This is a genomic window from Paenibacillus sp. (assembly GCF_035645195.1).
Taxonomy (GTDB): Bacteria; Bacillota; Bacilli; order Paenibacillales; family YIM-B00363; genus Paenibacillus_AE.
In genome coordinates this window covers 1-18,209 of record NZ_DASQNA010000038.1, presented here as the reverse complement: position 1 = coordinate 18,209, position 18,209 = coordinate 1, and the positions used below count along the sequence as shown (strand labels likewise).

General features: G+C 60.5%; 19 protein-coding genes. 10 read left to right on the top strand and 9 right to left on the bottom strand.

The window, feature by feature from the left end; translation table 11 throughout:
- Window positions 1-133: 133 nt before the first annotated feature.
- The 4 genes from VE009_RS19920 (at window position 134) to VE009_RS19905 (ending at window position 4,935) form a co-directional block, all read left to right on the top strand.
- On the top strand, window positions 134-1,960 hold the full coding sequence (locus VE009_RS19920) for a putative bifunctional diguanylate cyclase/phosphodiesterase (protein ID WP_325010662.1): 1,827 nt from the start codon (window positions 134-136) through the stop codon (window positions 1,958-1,960).
- A gap of 190 nt (window positions 1,961-2,150) precedes the next feature.
- Complete coding sequence (locus VE009_RS19915) at window positions 2,151-3,257, top strand: phosphodiester glycosidase family protein (RefSeq protein ID WP_325010660.1); 1,107 nt, start codon at window positions 2,151-2,153, stop codon at window positions 3,255-3,257.
- 104 nt (window positions 3,258-3,361) lie between these two features.
- Window positions 3,362-4,045: a transposase gene (locus VE009_RS19910; RefSeq protein WP_325010658.1), complete on the top strand. Its 684-nt coding sequence runs from the start codon at window positions 3,362-3,364 to the stop codon at window positions 4,043-4,045.
- A complete protein-coding gene (locus tag VE009_RS19905) occupies window positions 4,039-4,935 on the top strand; it encodes an IS3 family transposase (RefSeq protein WP_325010874.1) in 897 nt (298 codons plus the stop codon). The genes VE009_RS19910 and VE009_RS19905 overlap by 7 nt, the downstream gene beginning before the upstream one ends.
- Window positions 4,936-5,013: 78 nt before the next feature.
- On the opposite strand, the gene mnmH is transcribed toward VE009_RS19905, so the two are convergent.
- From mnmH to VE009_RS19885, 4 genes are all read right to left on the bottom strand, one after another.
- Window positions 5,014-6,057 (bottom strand): tRNA 2-selenouridine(34) synthase MnmH, encoded by a 1,044-nt coding sequence (mnmH, locus tag VE009_RS19900; RefSeq protein ID WP_325010656.1) that lies wholly within the window; start codon window positions 6,055-6,057, stop codon window positions 5,014-5,016.
- A gap of 4 nt (window positions 6,058-6,061) precedes the next feature.
- Window positions 6,062-7,135 carry a selenide, water dikinase SelD gene (selD, locus tag VE009_RS19895; protein WP_325010654.1) on the bottom strand — a complete coding sequence of 358 codons (1,074 nt, stop codon included), beginning with the start codon at window positions 7,133-7,135 and terminating at the stop codon, window positions 6,062-6,064.
- A 15-nt stretch (window positions 7,136-7,150) separates the two neighbouring features.
- The gene (locus VE009_RS19890; RefSeq protein WP_325010652.1) at window positions 7,151-7,585 is read right to left on the bottom strand and encodes a DUF86 domain-containing protein; all 435 of its coding nucleotides are present in this window, start codon (window positions 7,583-7,585) and stop codon (window positions 7,151-7,153) included.
- 175 nt (window positions 7,586-7,760) lie between these two features.
- Window positions 7,761-8,435 carry a tetratricopeptide repeat protein gene (locus VE009_RS19885; protein WP_325010650.1) on the bottom strand — a complete coding sequence of 225 codons (675 nt, stop codon included), beginning with the start codon at window positions 8,433-8,435 and terminating at the stop codon, window positions 7,761-7,763.
- A gap of 203 nt (window positions 8,436-8,638) precedes the next feature.
- On the opposite strand from VE009_RS19885, the gene VE009_RS19880 reads away from it, so the two are divergent.
- Window positions 8,639-8,941 (top strand): HNH endonuclease, encoded by a 303-nt coding sequence (locus VE009_RS19880; RefSeq protein ID WP_325010648.1) that lies wholly within the window; start codon window positions 8,639-8,641, stop codon window positions 8,939-8,941.
- A 121-nt stretch (window positions 8,942-9,062) separates the two neighbouring features.
- On the opposite strand, the gene VE009_RS19875 is transcribed toward VE009_RS19880, so the two are convergent.
- Entirely contained in the window at window positions 9,063-9,320 is a 258-nt protein-coding gene (locus VE009_RS19875; RefSeq protein ID WP_325010646.1) for a helix-turn-helix transcriptional regulator, read from the bottom strand.
- A 116-nt stretch (window positions 9,321-9,436) separates the two neighbouring features.
- Between VE009_RS19875 and VE009_RS19870 the strand changes: the two genes are divergently transcribed.
- Complete coding sequence (locus tag VE009_RS19870; RefSeq protein ID WP_325010644.1) at window positions 9,437-9,826, top strand: helix-turn-helix transcriptional regulator; 390 nt, start codon at window positions 9,437-9,439, stop codon at window positions 9,824-9,826.
- Here VE009_RS19870 and VE009_RS19865 read toward each other — a convergent pair.
- Entirely contained in the window at window positions 9,741-10,358 is a 618-nt protein-coding gene (locus VE009_RS19865) for an RNA polymerase sigma factor (RefSeq protein ID WP_325010643.1), read from the bottom strand. The two genes, VE009_RS19870 and VE009_RS19865, sit on opposite strands and share 86 nt — an antisense overlap.
- Window positions 10,359-10,568: 210 nt before the next feature.
- On the opposite strand from VE009_RS19865, the gene thpR reads away from it, so the two are divergent.
- Both thpR and VE009_RS19855 read left to right on the top strand, forming a co-directional pair.
- Entirely contained in the window at window positions 10,569-11,153 is a 585-nt protein-coding gene (gene thpR / locus VE009_RS19860; RefSeq protein ID WP_325010641.1) for an RNA 2',3'-cyclic phosphodiesterase, read from the top strand.
- A 138-nt stretch (window positions 11,154-11,291) separates the two neighbouring features.
- The gene (locus tag VE009_RS19855) at window positions 11,292-11,984 is read left to right on the top strand and encodes a C40 family peptidase (protein ID WP_325010639.1); all 693 of its coding nucleotides are present in this window, start codon (window positions 11,292-11,294) and stop codon (window positions 11,982-11,984) included.
- Between the two features lie 934 nt (window positions 11,985-12,918).
- On the opposite strand, the gene VE009_RS19850 is transcribed toward VE009_RS19855, so the two are convergent.
- Both VE009_RS19850 and VE009_RS19845 read right to left on the bottom strand, forming a co-directional pair.
- Window positions 12,919-14,454: an FGGY-family carbohydrate kinase gene (locus VE009_RS19850; RefSeq protein WP_325010638.1), complete on the bottom strand. Its 1,536-nt coding sequence runs from the start codon at window positions 14,452-14,454 to the stop codon at window positions 12,919-12,921.
- 70 nt (window positions 14,455-14,524) lie between these two features.
- Window positions 14,525-16,195 (bottom strand): diguanylate cyclase, encoded by a 1,671-nt coding sequence (locus VE009_RS19845; RefSeq protein ID WP_325010637.1) that lies wholly within the window; start codon window positions 16,193-16,195, stop codon window positions 14,525-14,527.
- 106 nt (window positions 16,196-16,301) lie between these two features.
- On the opposite strand from VE009_RS19845, the gene namA reads away from it, so the two are divergent.
- Both namA and VE009_RS19835 read left to right on the top strand, forming a co-directional pair.
- A complete protein-coding gene (gene namA / locus VE009_RS19840; RefSeq protein ID WP_325010635.1) occupies window positions 16,302-17,321 on the top strand; it encodes an NADPH dehydrogenase NamA in 1,020 nt (339 codons plus the stop codon).
- Window positions 17,322-17,323: 2 nt separating this feature from the next.
- Window positions 17,324-17,938, top strand: a complete 615-nt coding sequence (locus VE009_RS19835) for an alpha/beta hydrolase (RefSeq protein WP_325010633.1) — start codon at window positions 17,324-17,326, stop codon at window positions 17,936-17,938.
- Between the two features lie 168 nt (window positions 17,939-18,106).
- On the opposite strand, the gene VE009_RS19830 is transcribed toward VE009_RS19835, so the two are convergent.
- Window positions 18,107-18,202: an IS3 family transposase gene (locus VE009_RS19830; RefSeq protein WP_325010872.1), complete on the bottom strand. Its 96-nt coding sequence runs from the start codon at window positions 18,200-18,202 to the stop codon at window positions 18,107-18,109.
- Between the last annotated feature and the right edge of the window lie 7 nt (window positions 18,203-18,209).

The window sequence follows — 18,209 nt, the reverse complement described above, 5'->3', positions numbered from 1 at the left end:
TAGACGAAAATTGGAAGGGAAACTTGTCGAATGTTGGAGAAAACAGGACAACATTACTATTACGCATACTTCGCGAAAATTGGTACAATGGATTCATGATACGTAGGTTTGCTACCCGCTCGGAGATGATACCGTGGTTCAAAAACTGCCCGTGACCCGCGACATGAAGCGTGGAGACGTCTTTACGATCGACTCCTCCGATGTCGTCAAAATCGACATGATTAAGGACAAGCTTTACCTTGTCCATACGAAGACCGACCAATTTTACTTAAATTTGTCGTTCGATGCGATCGAAGAGTGGCTGTACGAAGACGGGTTCCGCATGCTGGACACCCACAACATCGTTAACGTCAACCAGATCGCCTCCTACGACTCGGATCGCGGCAGAATCGTACTCGGCTATCCCGAATCCGAACGGAACGCCGGCGCCAAGACCGCTACGGCGGCGCGCATCCATAAGCAGCACGTCCTGAATATCTTGAAAATGCTCGAAGCCCGAAGACGGGCGGATCGTACCGCCGAACACGAGGAACCGCTGTCCGATTTGATTCAGGAGCTTACGTCCGAAAACGACAACCCGCTGTTCGTCCGCTCGTATACCGCGATGCAGCTGGCGGAGGAGCGGCGGAGGGCGGAAGAAAAAATCAACCATTTGGCATACCACGACGCGTTGACCGATTTGCCGAACCGGATGCTGTTCCAGGATCGGCTCACCGCTTGCTTCGAACAGGCGGAAATGCATCAGCGCAAGCCCGCCATCCTCTTTTTCGACCTCGACCGGTTCAAAATCATCAACGATACGCTCGGTCACCATGTCGGCGACGGCATGCTGAAGACGCTGGCCCGCCGGCTTCGGAGCATCGTTCAGCCCGGCGAGACGCTCGCCCGTTTTTCCGGAGACGAATTTATCTGGCTTATTCCTCATTTGAACGATCGCGCCGAAGCCTCCGACTACTCGCGCAAAGTAGCGGAGGTCGTCAGCGAGCCGTACACGTACGAAGGACAGGAGCTGTTCGTGACGGCCAGCATCGGCGTCAGCTTTTACCCCGAAGACGGCAGCGACGCCGAAACGTTGATCAAGCACGCCGACACGGCGATGTATCGCGCGAAGGAAAAAGGCGGCGACTCGTACGAGTTTTATCACCCGGACATGAACTTCCGCTCCCTCGAGCGGCTCCATCTGGAGACGCATTTGCGCAGGGCGCTCGGCAGGGACGAAATTCGCGTCTATTACCAGCCGCTCGTCAATCTCGAGGACGGGAAGGTGTTCGGCATGGAGGCGCTCGTCCGATGGCAGCATCCCGAGCTCGGCCTCGTCTCCCCGGGCGAATTTATTCCGCTCGCGGAAGAGACCGGCGTCATCGTGCCGATCGGCACCTGGGTGCTTCGGACCGCTTGCCTTCAAAACAAGCGCTGGCACGAGATGGGGCATCACTTGTGCGTGTCCGTGAACATTTCGATGCAGCAATTTCAACACCCCGACTTCGTTGCTACGATCCAGGAGACGTTAGCCGAGACGGGACTCGAGCCGCAATGGCTCGCCCTCGAAATCACCGAGAGCGTCGCCATGAAGAACGTGAACTTCGTGCTGGAGACGATCGAAGAGCTGAAACGGATCGGCGTGCACATCTCGATCGACGATTTCGGCACCGGGTATTCGTCGCTCAGCTATCTGAAACGGTTCCGCGTCCATACGCTTAAAATCGACCGCAGCTTTATCCGCGACGTGACGACCGACGAGGACAACGCCGCCATCGTGACCGCGCTGATCGCCATGAGCCAGCAGATGAAAATGCGCTCGCTCGCCGAAGGCGTGGAGACGTTGGAGCAGCTAGCGTTTTTGAAGGAACGGGGCTGCAACGAAGTGCAGGGTTATATTTACAGCGAACCGCTCCCCGCGGAGCTGTTCCAAGCGATGCTTTCGAAGTCGGCCATGACGCCATCATCCATCGATTCATGAACGAAGCAGCCCTCGCCGGGCTGTTTTTTTTCGCCGACACGGACCCAAAACCCATTCGCGACGGCGGGCGCTCCTTGACTCGCGGACGTTCAGCCTCCTGCAGTTCCGCCGCGCAACTTTCCTTTGCCTTCGCGCGTCTGGATTCTTGGATTCATTATCTACTAATCACGTGAACGGCAGGTGCTTGTGCGTGCTGCGCAGCTTTTTCGCCGCATTGGCGTCCCTCCCCCTCAGGCGGCTTCTCCCTCTCGCGGCGAAGGCGGCCGCCCTGCTCGCGCTGTTCATCTCCCTTGCGGCCTGCTGGTTTTGGGGCACGCCGGCCGGCGAGAAGCTCCGTTATCTCGCGGCGGACACCGTCATTACGACGAAGCACCGGGAATGGGCGAAATATATTATCGGCGAAGCGGCGCTGCGGGAACGGGTCGCGGAATACGACCGCCGATTCGCCGCGATGGCGTCGGAGCCGATGACGCCGCTCGCGCCGGACGAGCTTCGGCGCGACCGCGCGGGCGCGGACGCGCCGCTGTACTCGATCGAAAACATCTCCGGCCCGGGCTGGAGCGGCAAGCTGCTCGTCGTGCCCAATCCGCGCTCGATTCGCGTCGGCGTGCCGGAACAGCCCGGCCGCGGCGAGCAGGTGAGCCGGATGATGCTTCGGCTCGGCGCGGTCGCCGGCGTCAACGGGGGCGGCTTCGTCGACCCGAATTGGAGCGGCAACGGCTTCAAGCCGACGGGCATCGTCGTCTCCGGCGGCCGCGTTCTGTATTCGGACGCGAAGCCGACGGAGCCCGTCGACGTCGTCGGCTTTACCGCGGACGGCGCGCTCGTCGCCGGCCGGTACACGGAGCGGCAGCTGACGCAGCTGCGCGTCCGGGAAGCGGTGTCGTTCCACCCGCGCCTCATCGTGAACGGCCGAGGGCTCGTCGAAAGCGACGAGGACGGCTGGGGGATCGCGCCCCGCACCGCGGTCGCTCAGCTGGAGGACGGCACCGTCCTGTTCGCCGTCATCGACGGCCGGCAGACGCACAGCGTCGGCGCCACGCTGTACGATGTGCAGCAGCTGTTCCTAGAGCGCGGTGCCGTTGTCGCGGCCAATTTGGACGGCGGCTCCTCGACGGTTCTCGTCGAGCGGGACGCGGGGAACGGCTTCGACATCGTCAACCGGCCCGCCACGTCGGAAGGGGAGCGGTACTTGCCGACCGCGTTTCTCGTCTTTCCGGAGCCCGAGCGCGTGCGCGTCGCGAACGTGTGGGAAGGCATCGATATGGAGCGGTTCGATCCCGCCGCGCGAGATTGAGCCGCCGGAACGAAGAAAAAAGCCTTGCCTCAATTTGATATGCTCCCCTTGTAGTAGACAGTTGAAATACTAAAACTGTTTGCTACACGGAGGAGCTTTTTTCAATGTCCCATAAATCAAAAGTATCAGGGCCCGAGCGAATTGATGTGGTTGAAAAATATCTTCGTGGAGAGGATTCACTTCATCATCTCGCCGCCACCCTCCATGTGTCGTATACATCCGTTAAACAATGGCTGCAAACGTATCAATCACTCGGTCCAAAAGGATTGCTAAATACATCGAGAACCACATCTTATTCTGCTGATTTAAAGATATCCGCTGTTAAGGACTATCTGGCCGGCGTCGGGTCCCATATGGAGATTTGTAAAAGATACGGCATTAAATCGACCAGCCAATTACGCAACTGGATTCTAAAGTATAATGGTCATGATAAGTTGAAAACTTCCGGAACGAGAGGGACGGCAGTCATGACTAAAGGACGAACAACGACTTACGATGAGAGAATCGAAATCGTCAGATATTGCATCGAGCATCAGCATAATTACGCCCAGACTGCTGAGAAATTCCAAGTATCCTATCAACAAGTCTATTCTTGGACTAACAAATACCTTACGTCTGGCGTTGAGGCACTTCAGGATAAACGTGGGAAAAGAAAATCTGAAGACGAGATGTCCGAAGTGGAAAAACTGAGAGCCCAGAATAAGCTGCTCCAAGCCGAGAATCGAAGAAAGCAAATGGAGATTGACCTGCTAAAAAAGCTCGACGAGATCCAAAGGAGGCGATCCTAAGCCGAGTTCGAAATGAAGCCGTGTATCTCGCCATACGTGAGCTGCGTGAGACAGAGTCATACCCCGTAAAACAACTGTGTGATCTTGCTGGAATCCAGCGTTCATCATATTATAAATGGGTAATCCGGGAAGAAAGCCGTAATGAAAAATTCAACAAAGCGTTGCTTCCCCTGATTAAAGATGCCTACGAAGAAAAGAATGGGATCCTCGGATATCGCCAGATGACAATTAAGTTAAACCGTGAACATGATTTGGATGTAAATCATAAGCGGATTTATAGGCTCATGGGTATCTTACAGTTGAAGTCGGTATGCCGCAGAAAACGAAAAAGTTACGTCCATTCCACGCCTGAAATCACGGCTGAGAATGTCTTGAATCGAAATTTTGAATCGAATGAGTTCGGCGCCAAATGGCTCACTGACGTGACAGAGATGAAGTATGCCGTGCAAAGCAGAGCTTATATAAGCGCAATCCTTGATTTGTCCGATAAGAGCATTGTTTCTTTTGTAATAGGTCATTCCAACAACAACGACCTCGTGTTTAAGACCTTTGATTTTGCACATCAGACCTATCCAGATGCTACCCCCATCTTTCATAGTGACCGGGGTTTTCAATATACGAGCAAAGCCTTCAAGAAAAAACTGGACGCCGCAAGAATGACGCAAAGTATGTCGAGAGTTTCGAGGTGCATAGATAACGGCCCAATGGAATCATTCTGGGGAATGATGAAATCTGAAATGTACCACCTCAAGAAATTCAATTCGTATGAAGAGCTTGAAGGAGCAATTACCGAATACATCGATTATTACAATAATCACCGTTACCAGAAGAGGCTCAATTGTATGACATCGTTGGAATACAGGAAATACCTCCACGGTTTAACAGCGTAAAAAAGAGCACCAACCATAAGTATATGGTCGGTGCCAGATCGTTTTTGTTTTTAAACTGTCTACTTGACGGGGGGCACTTCAATTCGCTTGAGGGAAGGCTTTTTTAATATACGCTTCGACTTTTCGTTCCGCGTCCTGCACGTTCGCCGCCCGGATGACGATGCGCTCCGCGCCGTATTCCGAAATCGTATGCTCGTACCGCGGATCGTAGTAATACTCGAGCAGCAGCGCCACCGCCGTCCGGAAATCGTCCCGCTCCAGCGCGTCGCGAATGTCGCGCGCCGCCGGCGTGTGGATTTTCCGCTCGATGCGCTCGAACGCTTCGACGCATTGCATCTTATGCCGCTCCGGATCGTAATCGGCGACGATTTGCTCGACGCGCGCCTCCGACGGCAGCTCGAGAAACAGCTGCTGCGCCCGCTCCTTCGCCTCGACGAGGAAGTCCGGCAGCACGGCTTTGCCGACCCGCTTGCTCTCGGCTTCCATCAGGAGATAGGGCGCATGGCGCAGCCGAATGAGCTCGTGCACGAGCAGCGACTCGAACGTTCGCTGGTTGCGAGGCTCTAGGCCGATCCCGCCGAAAATCGAGCCGCGGTGGCCCGCGATCCCCTCGAGGTCGAGCACCGGGTAGCCTTTGCGATGGAGGGAACGCAGGATATTCGTTTTGCCCGTGCCGGTGTACCCGTTCAGCACGACCAGCGGCTGCTCGAGCCGGTACTGTTCGAGCGTCTCCACGACCCAGCGCCGGTACGCCCGAATGCCGCCCTGCACGCGGTACACCCGGCCGGCGAGGATCGACAGCAGCGTCGCGGACGTCTTGCTCCGCATCCCGCCGCGCCAGCAGAAGAACGCCTTGCGGCCGGGCACCTGCTGAAGCTCGCGGATGAACGCAGGCAGCTTGGCGGCGACGATTTCGAGTCCCCGCTCCTTCGCCGCATCCACGCTCTGCTGCTTATAAATGATGCCGATTTGCGCCCGCTCGTCGTTGTCGAACAACGGCACGTTGACGCTGCCCGGCACGGTGCCTTCGGCGAATTCCCCCGGCGACCGAACGTCGATCGGGGTGATGTCGCCTTTGGCAAGCAGTTCCACAAATTGTTCTACCGAGATGTCTTCGACCAAGGCGTTACGCTTCCTCCCCTTGGCGCACGACGATGCGTCCGGGATGGGCGTCCGTCACGGCGCCGATCATCGCCGCCTCCACGCCCGCGTTCCGCAGCGCGTCGAGCAGCGCTTCGGCGCTGTCGCCGTCGACCGAGATGAGCAAGCCCCCGGAAGTGACCGCGTCGCACAGCACGTAGCGGTCGAGCTCGTCGAGCGACGGCGCGAAATCGATCGACGACTCCACATGGCGGTAGTTGTTCTTCGTCCCGCCCGGAATGACCCCGTCCGCCGCAAGCTCCTTCGCCCGCGGCAGCACAGGCACTTGCCGCTGGTCGATGACGATGCCCGTTCCGCTCCCTTTCGCCATCTCGAGCGCATGGCCGAGCAGCCCGAAGCCCGTCACGTCGGTGCATGCATGTACCGGATAGCCGGCCATCGTTTCGGCCGCGCGGCGGTTCAGCGTCGCCATGACGGCGGTTACCCGCTCGATCTCCTCGGGCGCCAGCTTGTCCCGCTTGATCGCGGTCGTAAGAATGCCTACGCCGATCGGCTTCGTCAAGATGAGCCGGTCGCCGGGCTTCGCTCCCGCGTTCGTCAGCACGCGATCCGGATGGATCGTACCGGTGACGGCGAGGCCGAACTTCGGCTCGTTGTCGTCGATCGAATGGCCGCCGACGAGCGTCGCTCCCGCTTCGCGCACTTTGTCGCCCGCGCCGCGGAGGATGTCCGCCAGCACGGAAGAGTCGAGCTTTCCAATCGGGAACGCGACGAGGTTCAACACGGTGACGGGCTTGCCGCCCATCGCGTACACGTCGCTGAGCGCGTTCGCTGCCGCTACTTGGCCGAAGGCGTACGGATCGTCGACGATCGGCGTGAAGAAATCGACCGTCTGCACGAGCGCCAGCTCGTCCGACAGCTTGTACACGCCGGCGTCGTCGTTCGTCTCCGTGCCGACGAGCAGATTCGGGTCCCGATCCGTCTTCGGCAGGCTCGCGAGTATGCCCGACAGCTCGCCGGGGCCGATTTTGCAGCCGCAGCCCCCTTTGGTCGAAAGCGACGTTAATTTTATAATTTCGTTGGACGAACCCGTTGCCATCCTTAAATTTCCCCCTTATGCGAAAGGCTGCAGCTCTTTGCGAATGAACGATTCGACGAGCGGCGGAAACCGGTCGAGCAAGTCCGCCGTCCGCGCCAAATCGTCGCGCAGCGCCCCGCGCTTCCAATCCATATATTCTTGCATAAGCGGCCTGCGCAGCGCGATCAACGCGCGAAGGCCCGCCGCCTCGTCTTCGGGCAGCACGCCTTCGATATGAAGCACGTCGATGATATCCTCATAGCTGCTTGCGTCCCGCATCATGAAGCCGTCGATCAGCAGGCTGCCGACGTCGGTCACCGCCTCGATCGCAAGCTGCAGCGCGCGCTCCTCCGCGAGGCTGACGAGCAGCGACGGCTCTTCGTTCCATGCGGCCAGCTGCCGCAAAGCTTCCGCGACGGTCGGCATAAACCGAAGCCGCGCGTCGATTTGTTCTTGATTCACGTAATACATGCGTTCCTCCGCCTTCCGTTTTGATCGACGACGTCCCGACGCCGCGCTAGGAATCCCGCTTTTTGCGCGATTTCCGCTTCAGTGCCGCAGCCGTGATGAAAAACGTAAGGATGATGACGAGCAGAATATAAAAGGCTTCCGATACGTCGCGACCCACAACCAACCCTCCGTTACGTTACCCGACGGCGCTCCGAACGGCGGCCAACAGCGCCCAGCGGCGTTCCGTCTTCTTTTTGTATTTCGGCAGCGCCCGATACACCTCTACGGCTTCTCGATACGCCTCCTTCGCCTCCCGATTGCGACCCAAAGACGCGTACAGCCGACCCAAACGGTAATATAGCTCGGACGACGACGAATGGGCGTCGCCGAACTGCTTCAACGCTTCGACGGCTCGCTCCGTATCGACCGGCGCGATCGCCTCGGCAAGGCGCAAATACGGTTCCCCGTACCGTACGCGGGGGTTCATGCGGAGCGCTTCCCGCAAGTCCCGTTCGCCCTGCTCCGCGTCGCCCGTCTTGATGCGGCAAATGCCGAGATCGCAGCGGACCTCGGCCGAATGCTCCATTACGGGCATAATATCCTCTAACAACCGACGCGCTTCGGCCCAACGCTTCTTCTCCATGTACAGCCGCGCGGCCTCCTGCTTGGCGGAGACGTCGAACGGCCGTTCGCGGATATCTTGAAGCGCGCGAGAGAGCCGGCGCTGCCGGCGAATCGGATGCGTCACGCTTGGGAAAAATCCTAGGAAACTCCTGTCGAGGAAGTATAATAGCAGCAACAGCACGAGAAGGGCAACGAACGGATTGCCCAGGAGCACCCAAAGCAGGCCGAACAACAGTCCTAGTTTCATCGGCGATCCACCTCCTCGGACTCTGCTGCTATTATAGCATATCTCGGCTTACGCCAACCACAGATGCGCCGCGTGGCTCAGCAGCGCGCCCAGCGCGTACCAAATCGCCTGCATCGGGAAACACCGCCTTTCCGCCGTTTCCCCTAGCTTCTCCATGCGGCGTCCCGTTTCATACCAATTCCGACCGAAAGGGGGCTTGCGGCGTGACCGAACGACGGCGCGACGATGCTTGCGAGCTGTGCGGCCGCGCCGGATTGCGGACGACCGTGCATCATCTGACGCCCAAAGAAAAAGGCGGGACGTTCCTGCCGACCGCCCTGCTGTGCATTCCGTGTCACAAAATGATTCACGCCACGTTCACCAACGCCGAGCTGGCCGCCCGGCTGCCTACGATCGAGGCGCTCCGGGCCGACGAGCGGCTCGCTCCGTTCCTGCGGTGGATTCGGAAACAGCCTCCGGAGGCGATTCCTCGCATAAAAAAGTCCCGCGCGATGCGTCGTCGGTAGCGCGGGACGTCTTTCCGTTATTCTCTCTCCTTTTTGATCCGTTTGCGGGTTTGTACTTCCAGCACGATGGAAATGGCGAGGACAATGCCCCCGAGGATCCAAAACCATAACGGGGTTGCGTTCATGTTCTCCCTCCTTTGCAAAATCGCGCCGCGAACCGGATCGGCACGAACAACTCATCCCTATCAAGCGCATACAACTCCGCGATTTGCGCGGCTCTTGGAATCCCTACGCCCCGCGCCCCATTCTCGATTTGCAGCAAGTACCCAGGGGAAATGCGCAGCCTCCTGGCCGCATGCTCTAACGACATTCCCGCTCGCTCTCTGGTGTGTTTCAGCACGCTTTCCACCGACGCCCCGCCTTTCTTCGCGTTTTGCATTGTTTATCCATATTTTACTCGATATCCCAGTCTGTTTCAATGCGTTTCGCAAAGTCTTGCAAGGAAAATTCACATTTTGCATTGTGCAAAGTATAATGGGTTTCGGGGTGATCTGCATGTACGGCGCCAGAATTCGAGAACAGCGCAAACGGTTCGGATGGACGATGAAACAGTTGGGGCAAAAGCTCGACTTGGCGGAATCGACCATATCCGGGTACGAGAACGAAATTCGTCGCCCCGACGTCGATGCCTTAATGCGTTTCGCGGATTTGTTCGACGTTTCGGTCGATTATTTGCTCGGACGCACGAATGCGCCGAAAGGCGGCGAATCCCGGGACGTCCGCTCGCCGCTGCCGGATGCCGTTCGGGAACGGTCCGTCGCTGCTTACGCCGCGTTCGGGGACGGGCGGGTCGAACCGCTCACGGAAGAAGAAGCCGCTCATTTGCGTAATGCTCTGGAGATGTTCCGGCTTTGGCAGGCGAGTCGTCGATCCAGCCCCGAATGATCCGCTTCGCGCGGTGGAAGCGCGATTTGACGGTGCCGACGGATACGCCGAGCTTCTCGGCGATCTCCGCGTCCTTGAGACCGTGCGTCACTTTCATCCGAACGACGTCCCGGTACGCCGGGTGCAGGCGTTCGATTTGGGCATGAAGCATCTCCGCGCCCAGCTTGCACAGCACTTCTTCTTCCACGCGTCCCGACGCCGCGCCGCACAACCATGCGAGCGTGTTCGCTTCCGTCGGAACGCCGTTCCAGCATTTGCGCTTGCGCATAAGATCGATGGCCGCGTTCGCCGCGATTTTGGACAACCAGGCGCCCGCGCGCCGTTCGTCCTGCACCGTGTCCAGATGACGGAACGCCTTCAGGAACGTTTCCTGCATGACATCCTGCGCCAAGTAGGGGTCTTTCACCATGCCGTACGCCTTCCGGTATACGCGCTCCCCGTAAATCGTCACCAAGCGACCGAATCGCGCCTCCGCCACAGGCAAATCCTTCACTTCCATTTCCGACCGGTATTGACCACCGTTCTTGTTCAATAGGAAATTTTACCATCTAAACCATAGAAAATCTAGAAGAATTTTCTAAAAGAGGAAAATGCCCGCGACACTCTGCCGCGGGCTTCAAGAGGCATATCTATTCAAAAAGGGGGTCATCCTTACTATACCCGCGGATTGTTAACTCCAGGTCAATCTAGTATTACGGTTGTGTTACATTTTATAGAATTACGAAAACTAGGAGAGTCTTCTATGACATCTGCCATACGGTTGTTTTACGCGATTTCGCTCGGCGCGGAAGCCCGGGAGGCGCTGTCCGACGCGTGCGCCGCCCTTCGGAGTGAAGTTCCGTTCGCTTCGTGGACCCATCCGGCCGATTACCACGTCACGGTCAAGTTCATCGGCGACGTCGATCCGTCGCTTGCGGAACGGCTCGCCGGCCCGGTGCGCGAAGCCGTCGCGGACGCCGCCCCCTTCGGTCTCGCGCTCGGGGGCTTCGATACGTTCGGGCGGCGCGGCGGCGCGCCCGACATTCTCTGGTGCGGCGTGACCGGCGCCGTCGATGCGCTGCGCGCGCTGCACGCGCGTGTCGACGCCGCCGCCGCGCAGTGCGGCGTGGCGCGGGATACGCGCCCGTTCCGGGCGCATATCACGGCGGCGCGCCGCTACCGCGGGGACGCTTTCGCCGCGCACGCGGGGCGCCTGGCGGCGGCCGCGCCGGCGCCTTCGCCGTGGCGCGCCGACGAGCTGATCCTGTACCGGACGCGGTTCGGGCAGAAACCCGCGTACGAGGCGCTGCAGCGGTACCCGCTCGGCGGCTCCGGCGGCGCGGAATAACGGTTCGCCCCTGCCGTCGCGCCGGGGCAATTTCCCATCCGCCCTGCCGCCGCACGCGCACATAAGCGTTCTCCCGCAAGCGAAAAATACAACAGGACTTCAAGCTTGAAGGTCCTTATTTTTCGAGGAGGGCGAACCATGATCAAAGCGAGAGCGCGGTTTTCGATCGCGATCGCCATACTGTGCGCCGCTTTGGCCGCGTGCGGCCAGCAGCCGCAGACGGGCGCGAACCAGGCGCGGGACGGGCAAAACACTGCGCAGCTGGATCAGGCGAATCGAGGCGGCGGCGCGCGCATGCAGCAGGTGGACGGCGGCGGCGCGCAGGCGCAGCGAGGCGGCATGGCTCAGCAGCAGACGGACGGCGACGTGTCGCTGTTCGCGGTCAACGACGGGCGCCGGGAAGCCGTCATCAACGCGGGCAAGAAGTATATGGGCAGGCCGTACGAGTTCGGCTCGAGCCGTACGTCGACCCGCACGTTCGACTGCTCGGACTTCGTTCGGCAGGCGTATTTGGAAGGCGTGAAGATCAAACTGCCGGGGGACTCCCGCTCGCAAGCTGCGTACGCGAAGTCCAACGGCCGCATCGTGCGGCGCTGGCAGGATCTTAAGCCCGGGGACATTATGTTCTTCATGAGCTACCGCGGATCCAAGGCGTCGAATTACAAAGGCATCGACAAAATGAAACAGCGGGTCACGCACGACGGCATTTATCTCGGCAACGGCAAAGTGCTGCATACGTACTCGAAGGAGTCGGGCGGCGTCCGCATCGACGACTTCCGGGGACGGCACTGGGAGTATCGATTCTTGTACGGCGGTTCGATTTTGAAGTAATCGTTCGCGGAGCCGGCCCTTGCGGGGCCGGTTTTTCGCGGTATTGGGGCGAGCAGTCGCCTGTTCTCCGCAGCCGCCGGGCTAGCGCTATCTTCGCCGTTTGCCTCTTGCAGCGCACCGGCACTTAGCTCCGATCCCCTCCAGGCCAGTTTGGCCACGCTCCAGCCCCCGCTCTAGCCCTCGCTCCGAGGTGCGCTCCGGCCCCCGTCCGTCCGCGTCCGGCCCCGCTCCGGCCACGTTCCAGCAGCAGCCAAGCCCAGCTCCGATCCCCTCCAGGCCAGTTTGCCCACGCTCCAGCCCGCGCTCCGGCCAACTCAGCCACGTTCCGCAGCGTTCCGGCCTCCGATACGGCAGCACCCCGGCCCCCTTATGGGTAGGTTCTACCCTTCTTTTGGTAACACCGGTGGCTTATTACGCCTACCTCCTACCCATCTTCGCCCGTCCGCCGACCAACCGCCACGCCCCGGCCCCGTTTATGGGTAGGTTGTTCCCTTCTTATGGGAACACCGGTTGCTTATTATGCCTACCTCCTACCCATCTTCGCCCGTCCGCCGATCAACCGCCACGCCCCGGCCCCCTTATGGGTAGGTTCTACCCTTCTTATGGGAACACCGGTGGCTTATTTTGCCTACCTCCTACCCTTCTTCGCCCGTCCGCCGATTAACCGCCACGCCCCGGCCCCCTTATGGGAAGGTCCTACCCTTCTTATGGGAACACCGGTTGCTTATTATGCCTACCTCCTACCCATCTTCGCCCGTCCGCCGACCAACCGCCACGCCCCGGCCCCGTTTATGGGTAAGTTGTTCCCTTCTTATGGGAACACCGGTGGCTTATTATGCCTACCTCCTACCCATCTTCCCCCGTCCGCCGACCGTCCGCCTCTTCCCGGCGGCGCGCAGCAAAAAAGCCGACCCCGCAGGGTCGGCTCTCAAGATCAAATTTGCGCGGCTTCCGCGAAGAACGCGCGCAGCGGCGCTTGGAGCGGCTCGTAGCCGCGCTCGTACAGCGCGCGGTACCGCGCCGCCCGCGCCGGATCCGGCGCGATGTCGCGCGCCGCGACGCCGTCCGCGGCGAGGCCGCGGCGGGCGGCGTCGACGGCTTCCTCCGCGCCGCCGTACAGCCCCGCGCCGATGCCGGACGCAAGCGCCGCGCCGAGCAGCGTCGCTTCCGGGATGCCCGGCAGCGACAGCGAACAGCCCGTGATGTCCGCCTTCACGGACAGCCACAGCGGGTTGCGCGTGCCGCCGCCCACGACGACCAGCCGGTCGATCCGATCGCCCGTCAGCCGCTCCGCGCTCCGCTTCATCATCTCCAGCTGATACGCGGTGCCTTCGAGCGCCGCCTTCAGCAGCTCCGGCTTGCCGTGCGACTTCGCGAGCCCGACGAACGCCGCGCGGGCGCGCGAATCCGGCTTCGGCGCGCCGCTGCCCGCCAAATACGGGAAGTACAGCGCGCCCGTCGGCCCTTCCGGCGCTTCGGCGCACAGCGCCAAGATGCGCTCATACGACAACTGCGGATCGCCGAGCAGCGACCGCAGCCATTCGACCGAGCCGCCCGACGACGATTGGCCGCCCATCCAAAAATATCGGCCTTTCGCGATATGCACGCCGAATGACAGGCCCGCTTCGAAATCATCGCGCGTCAGCTCCCGCTCGTCCAGCGTACCGACGAGCGTCTCCGCCGTGCCCATCGAATCGTACACCGTTCCCGGCCGCACCGCGCCGACCGCAAGAGCCGCCGCGACGTGGTCGTGTCCGGCGATCGCCACCTGCGTCCGCTCGGTGAGCCCGTTCGCGCGCAGCTCCGGCAGCACGACGCCGATCGGCTGCCCGCCCGCGACCGCCTCGGGGAACAGCGTCCCCGGCAAGCCGAAATGGCGCACGAACTCGACGTCCCACTCGCGCCGATCGATCCGGTACGCGTACGTGCGCGCCGCGAGCGAATCGTCGAACGCCATCCGCCCGCTCAGCCGGTAGGCGATCCAGCTCGACGCCGACAGCCACGCGGGGTCACCGCCTTCGAACGCCTCGGGGGCGTGCTCCTTGATCCACAGCAGCTTCGCGAGCCCAAGCTTGAAGCTGCCGTGCAGCCCCGAGCGGCGGAACCGCTCGAACGGATCGGACTCCCGCTTGATGAGCGCCGCCTGCGGCTCCGAGCACGTATCGAACCAAGGCAGGAACGGAGATCGAGGCACGCCCGTCGATCGTTCGACGACGAGCCCGCTCTCCGCCATGGACGCGATGCCGATCGAAGCGACGGAAGCGCCGTCTACCGCCGCCAAAGCTTCGGTCAGCGCCTCGTACAGCGACCGCCACATCCGTTCCGGATCGTAATAGTTGATGCCTGTCCGCTCGTCGAACAGCGTCTCCGTCGGCCGGCTGACGACCGCGAGCTGCCGCCCGTCCTCCGCGAATACGCCGACCTTGCTGTTTGTCGTCCCGATATCCATGCCTACCGTAACTGTAACCAAACTTTTCGTCCTCCCGTTGCCGCGCTTACGGCCGCTCCGACGCGCGCCGCGGGCGGCGATTCCGTCCGCCTTACGCCACGACGACGCGGTTGCGCCCCTGCTCTTTGGCCAAATATAAAGCCGCGTCCGCTTTTCGAATCACTTCCACGAGGAATTGCTTCGGGTTCACGCCGGCATAGCTGTCCCCGTCGATGCTGATGAGACCCATGCTGATCGTGATTTGAATGGGACCCCGATCGGTTTCCACTATCTGCGATTCTACTATATGCCGCAGCTGCTCCGCCAGACGGAGCGCATCCTTCTTCTCGGTGTGCGGCAAATAAATCGTAAACTCTTCCCCGCCGTACCGGGCGAAAATATCGCTCTCGCGCAGCCTCGAGCGAATAACTGCGGCCGTATGCCGGAGCACCTCGTCCCCGATATGATGCCCGTACGTATCGTTAATTTGCTTGAAATGATCCACGTCGAACAGCAGCAACGAGAACGGCACGTGGTAGCGCTGTTCGACCGCGATCTGGTATTCGAGCATCTGAAACAAATACCGGCGGTTGTAACAGCCCGTCAGCGGGTCGGTCGTCGCCAGCAGCTCCAGCTTCCGGTTGGCGAGCGACAGCTCCTCCTGCATCATCGTAAGCTCGCTGTTGCGGGCCATCAAGTCCTCGTTGCGGTCGTTCAATTCGAGAACGAGCCGGCGCCATTCCGTCACGTCCTGCATCGTCACGATGCGCCCCACGTACACGCCGTTATCGCTGTAAATCGGCGTAATGCGCACGGATACGTGCGCCGACGGGCCGCCGGGCTCCCGCACGAGCACTTCCGTCTGCAGAAACTTGCCCGTCTCGTGAAAATAAGAGCTCAAGAAGCTGCGTCCGAAGCCGGGCTCGAGCGCCCCTTCCATGAGCATTTCGATCGGGAAGGGCTGCCCGATCTGCATCGGCAGGAAGCGCGTCGCCACCGCGTTCCGGTCCAGCACATGATGGCGGTCGTCGAGGATGACGATGCCGGTGTCCATGCTGTCCACGACTTCCCGCAGCGCGATGGAAATGATCCGGAAAGCGTTGTTCTTGCGAATCGCGATGACGAAGCAAATGTCCGAGAACACGATGCCGAGCGACGTCAGCCCTTCCATATCCTGATATTCCGGAAACCAAGGGGTCGACGTCAGCGCCGTATCGGCAAGCGCGAGCAGCAGCATGATCGTTTGCCCGAGCAAAAAGAGGACGAGCTGCCGGCGGAAGGCGAAATCCTTCGTCCGAAACAGCGCGCGGATCATGACGCTCCCGCCGAGCGCTAAGTACAAAATACTGATCGCAAGCAAATATAGAAAGACAGGTCCGTACGAACGGTCTTCCAGCCAGTTCGTCGCGGTCGTGGCGAATAAGTGGTGCAGCGGATTCAACGTGACGAGCACCGCGGCGACGAGCGCCGGCATGCCGAGAATCAGATAACCGGCCCTCTTGATTCGGTACAGCCCTCGGGTCAGCATCAGAGAAAACATGAGCCAACCGTATCCGAGAAACGATATGCCGACGAACGCCAAATTGACGTAATACCACTGGTACTCCGGATGGGTAGTCATGGATAAGGAAAACATACCGAAGGGCCACATCATCATGGCGAGATGAAAGGCGATATATACTTTATGCAGCTGCCGAATTTCGTTCGTGAACAGCACGTATAGGAAAAGAAGAGCCAACGCAAGAGCCGATAGGAAATCAATTCCGTTGAACGTATGATCCATGAGAAGCTCCTTACGGTGATAGGTCTTTCTAACCAAGAAATATATATTCGCGTTTGGTTGGATATTTCCTTTTTTTATGTGAAAATTGTTCTAAAGGAGGGAGCCCATGTCATCCATGTTATTTACGCCTTACGAGGTCCGCGGCGTCCGGTTTCGAAACCGGATCGTTATGTCCCCGATGTGCATGTACAGCTGCGAAAAGCGCGACGGCAAAGTCACGCCTTGGCATATTACGCATTATGCGAGCCGGGCGGCCGGGGGCGTCGGACTCATCGTGCTTGAAGCGACCGCGGTCGTACCGGAAGGCCGCATTTCGAACGAAGATTTGGGCGTGTGGTCGGACGAGCACATAAGCGGCCTGCGCGACGTCGCCGACGCCTGCCGGGCGGCGGGCGCCCGCATCGGCATCCAGCTGGCGCACGCCGGACGCAAATCCCGGGCGGACGGACGCATCGTCGGACCGTCGGCCGTGCCGTTCGACGGCACGTACCGGACGCCGGAGGAGATGTCCGAGCGGGATATCGCGGAAGCGGTCGCGGCGTTCCGGGACGGCGTCGTCCGCGCGAAGGCGGCCGGCTTCGACGTCGTCGAGATCCACGCCGCGCACGGCTACTTGCTGAACGAGTTTCTGTCCCCGCTCGCCAACCGGCGGACGGACGGTTACGGCGGCTCCCGGGAAAACCGGTTCCGGATGCTCGGCGAGACGATTCTCGCGGTCCGCGCCGCGTGGGACGGGCCGCTCTTCGTCCGGCTGAGCTTGAACGAATACGCGGAGGGCGGGAACGCGACGGAAGATTTCGTCTACTTCGCGCGCGAAGCGAAGGCGCTCGGCGCCGACCTGATCGACTGCAGCTCCGGCGGCGTCGTGCCCGCGCGGGTCGAAGCGTACCCCGGATATCAGGTACCGTACGCGGAGACGATCCGCAGAGAAGCCGACATCGCCGTCGGCGCGGTCGGCTTGATCGAAGAGCCCGCGTTCGCGGAGCATCTTATCCGCGCGGGGCGCGCCGACCTCGTCTTCCTCGGCAGGGAGCTGCTGCGCAACCCGTACTGGCCGCAGCACGCCGCGAAGGCGCTGAAGGCCGAGCTGCCGATCCCGAAGCAGTACGAAAGGGGCTGGACTTAGCCATGAAGCATCTGTTTCGCCAAGGCGCCGAAGAACGGCCCGTGCTGCTCCTGCTTCACGGTACGGGAGGCAACGAGGAGAGCCTGCTGCCGCTCGCCGGGCTGCTCGATCCGCAAGCGTCCGTCCTCAGCGTTCGCGGCAACGTGCTCGAGAACGGCATGCCACGCTTCTTCCGCCGCATCGCCGAAGGCGTGTTCGACGAGGAGGACCTCGTCTTCCGCACGCAGGAGCTCCATAACTTCGTGCACGACGCGTCGTCGCAATACGGCTTCGCTCGGGAGCGGCTCGTCGCCGTCGGCTACTCGAACGGCGCGAACATCGCGGCAAGCCTCCTGTTCCACCACGAGAAAGCGATGCGCGGGGCGATCCTGCTTCATCCGATGGTGCCGAGACGCGGCGTGCCGCTGCCGGAGCTGACCGGCCTGCCGGTCTTTATCGGCGCTGGGTCGAACGACCCGCTCGTCCCGACGGCCGAAACCGAAGAGCTGCAGTCGCTGCTCGAAGGCGCGGGCGCCGACGTGACGGTCCATTGGGAGTCGTACGGGCACCAGCTGACGCGGCCGGAGCTCGAGGCGGCGGCGGCCTGGTACGCTCGAACGATGGCCCCCGAGAAGTAAGAAAAACTTCTACCGAAGTACATTACAAGGATGAGCTGCCGCGGTTAAGCGGAAATTTTTCTTGGTATAGTTCCGAAGTCAACGAAACTTATAAATTCTATATCGATAAACAAAGCGCCCCTCCCGAACCTGGTCAAGGCCCCATTTAGCGGACAGTGGAAATAAGCCCTAGGCTGCAAGCTGACGTCGGTACTCAACCGGCGTCAGCTTGTTTAATTTCCTTTGCGGTCGTCCTTGGTTATAAAAAATGATATATTCCTCAATTCGCCTT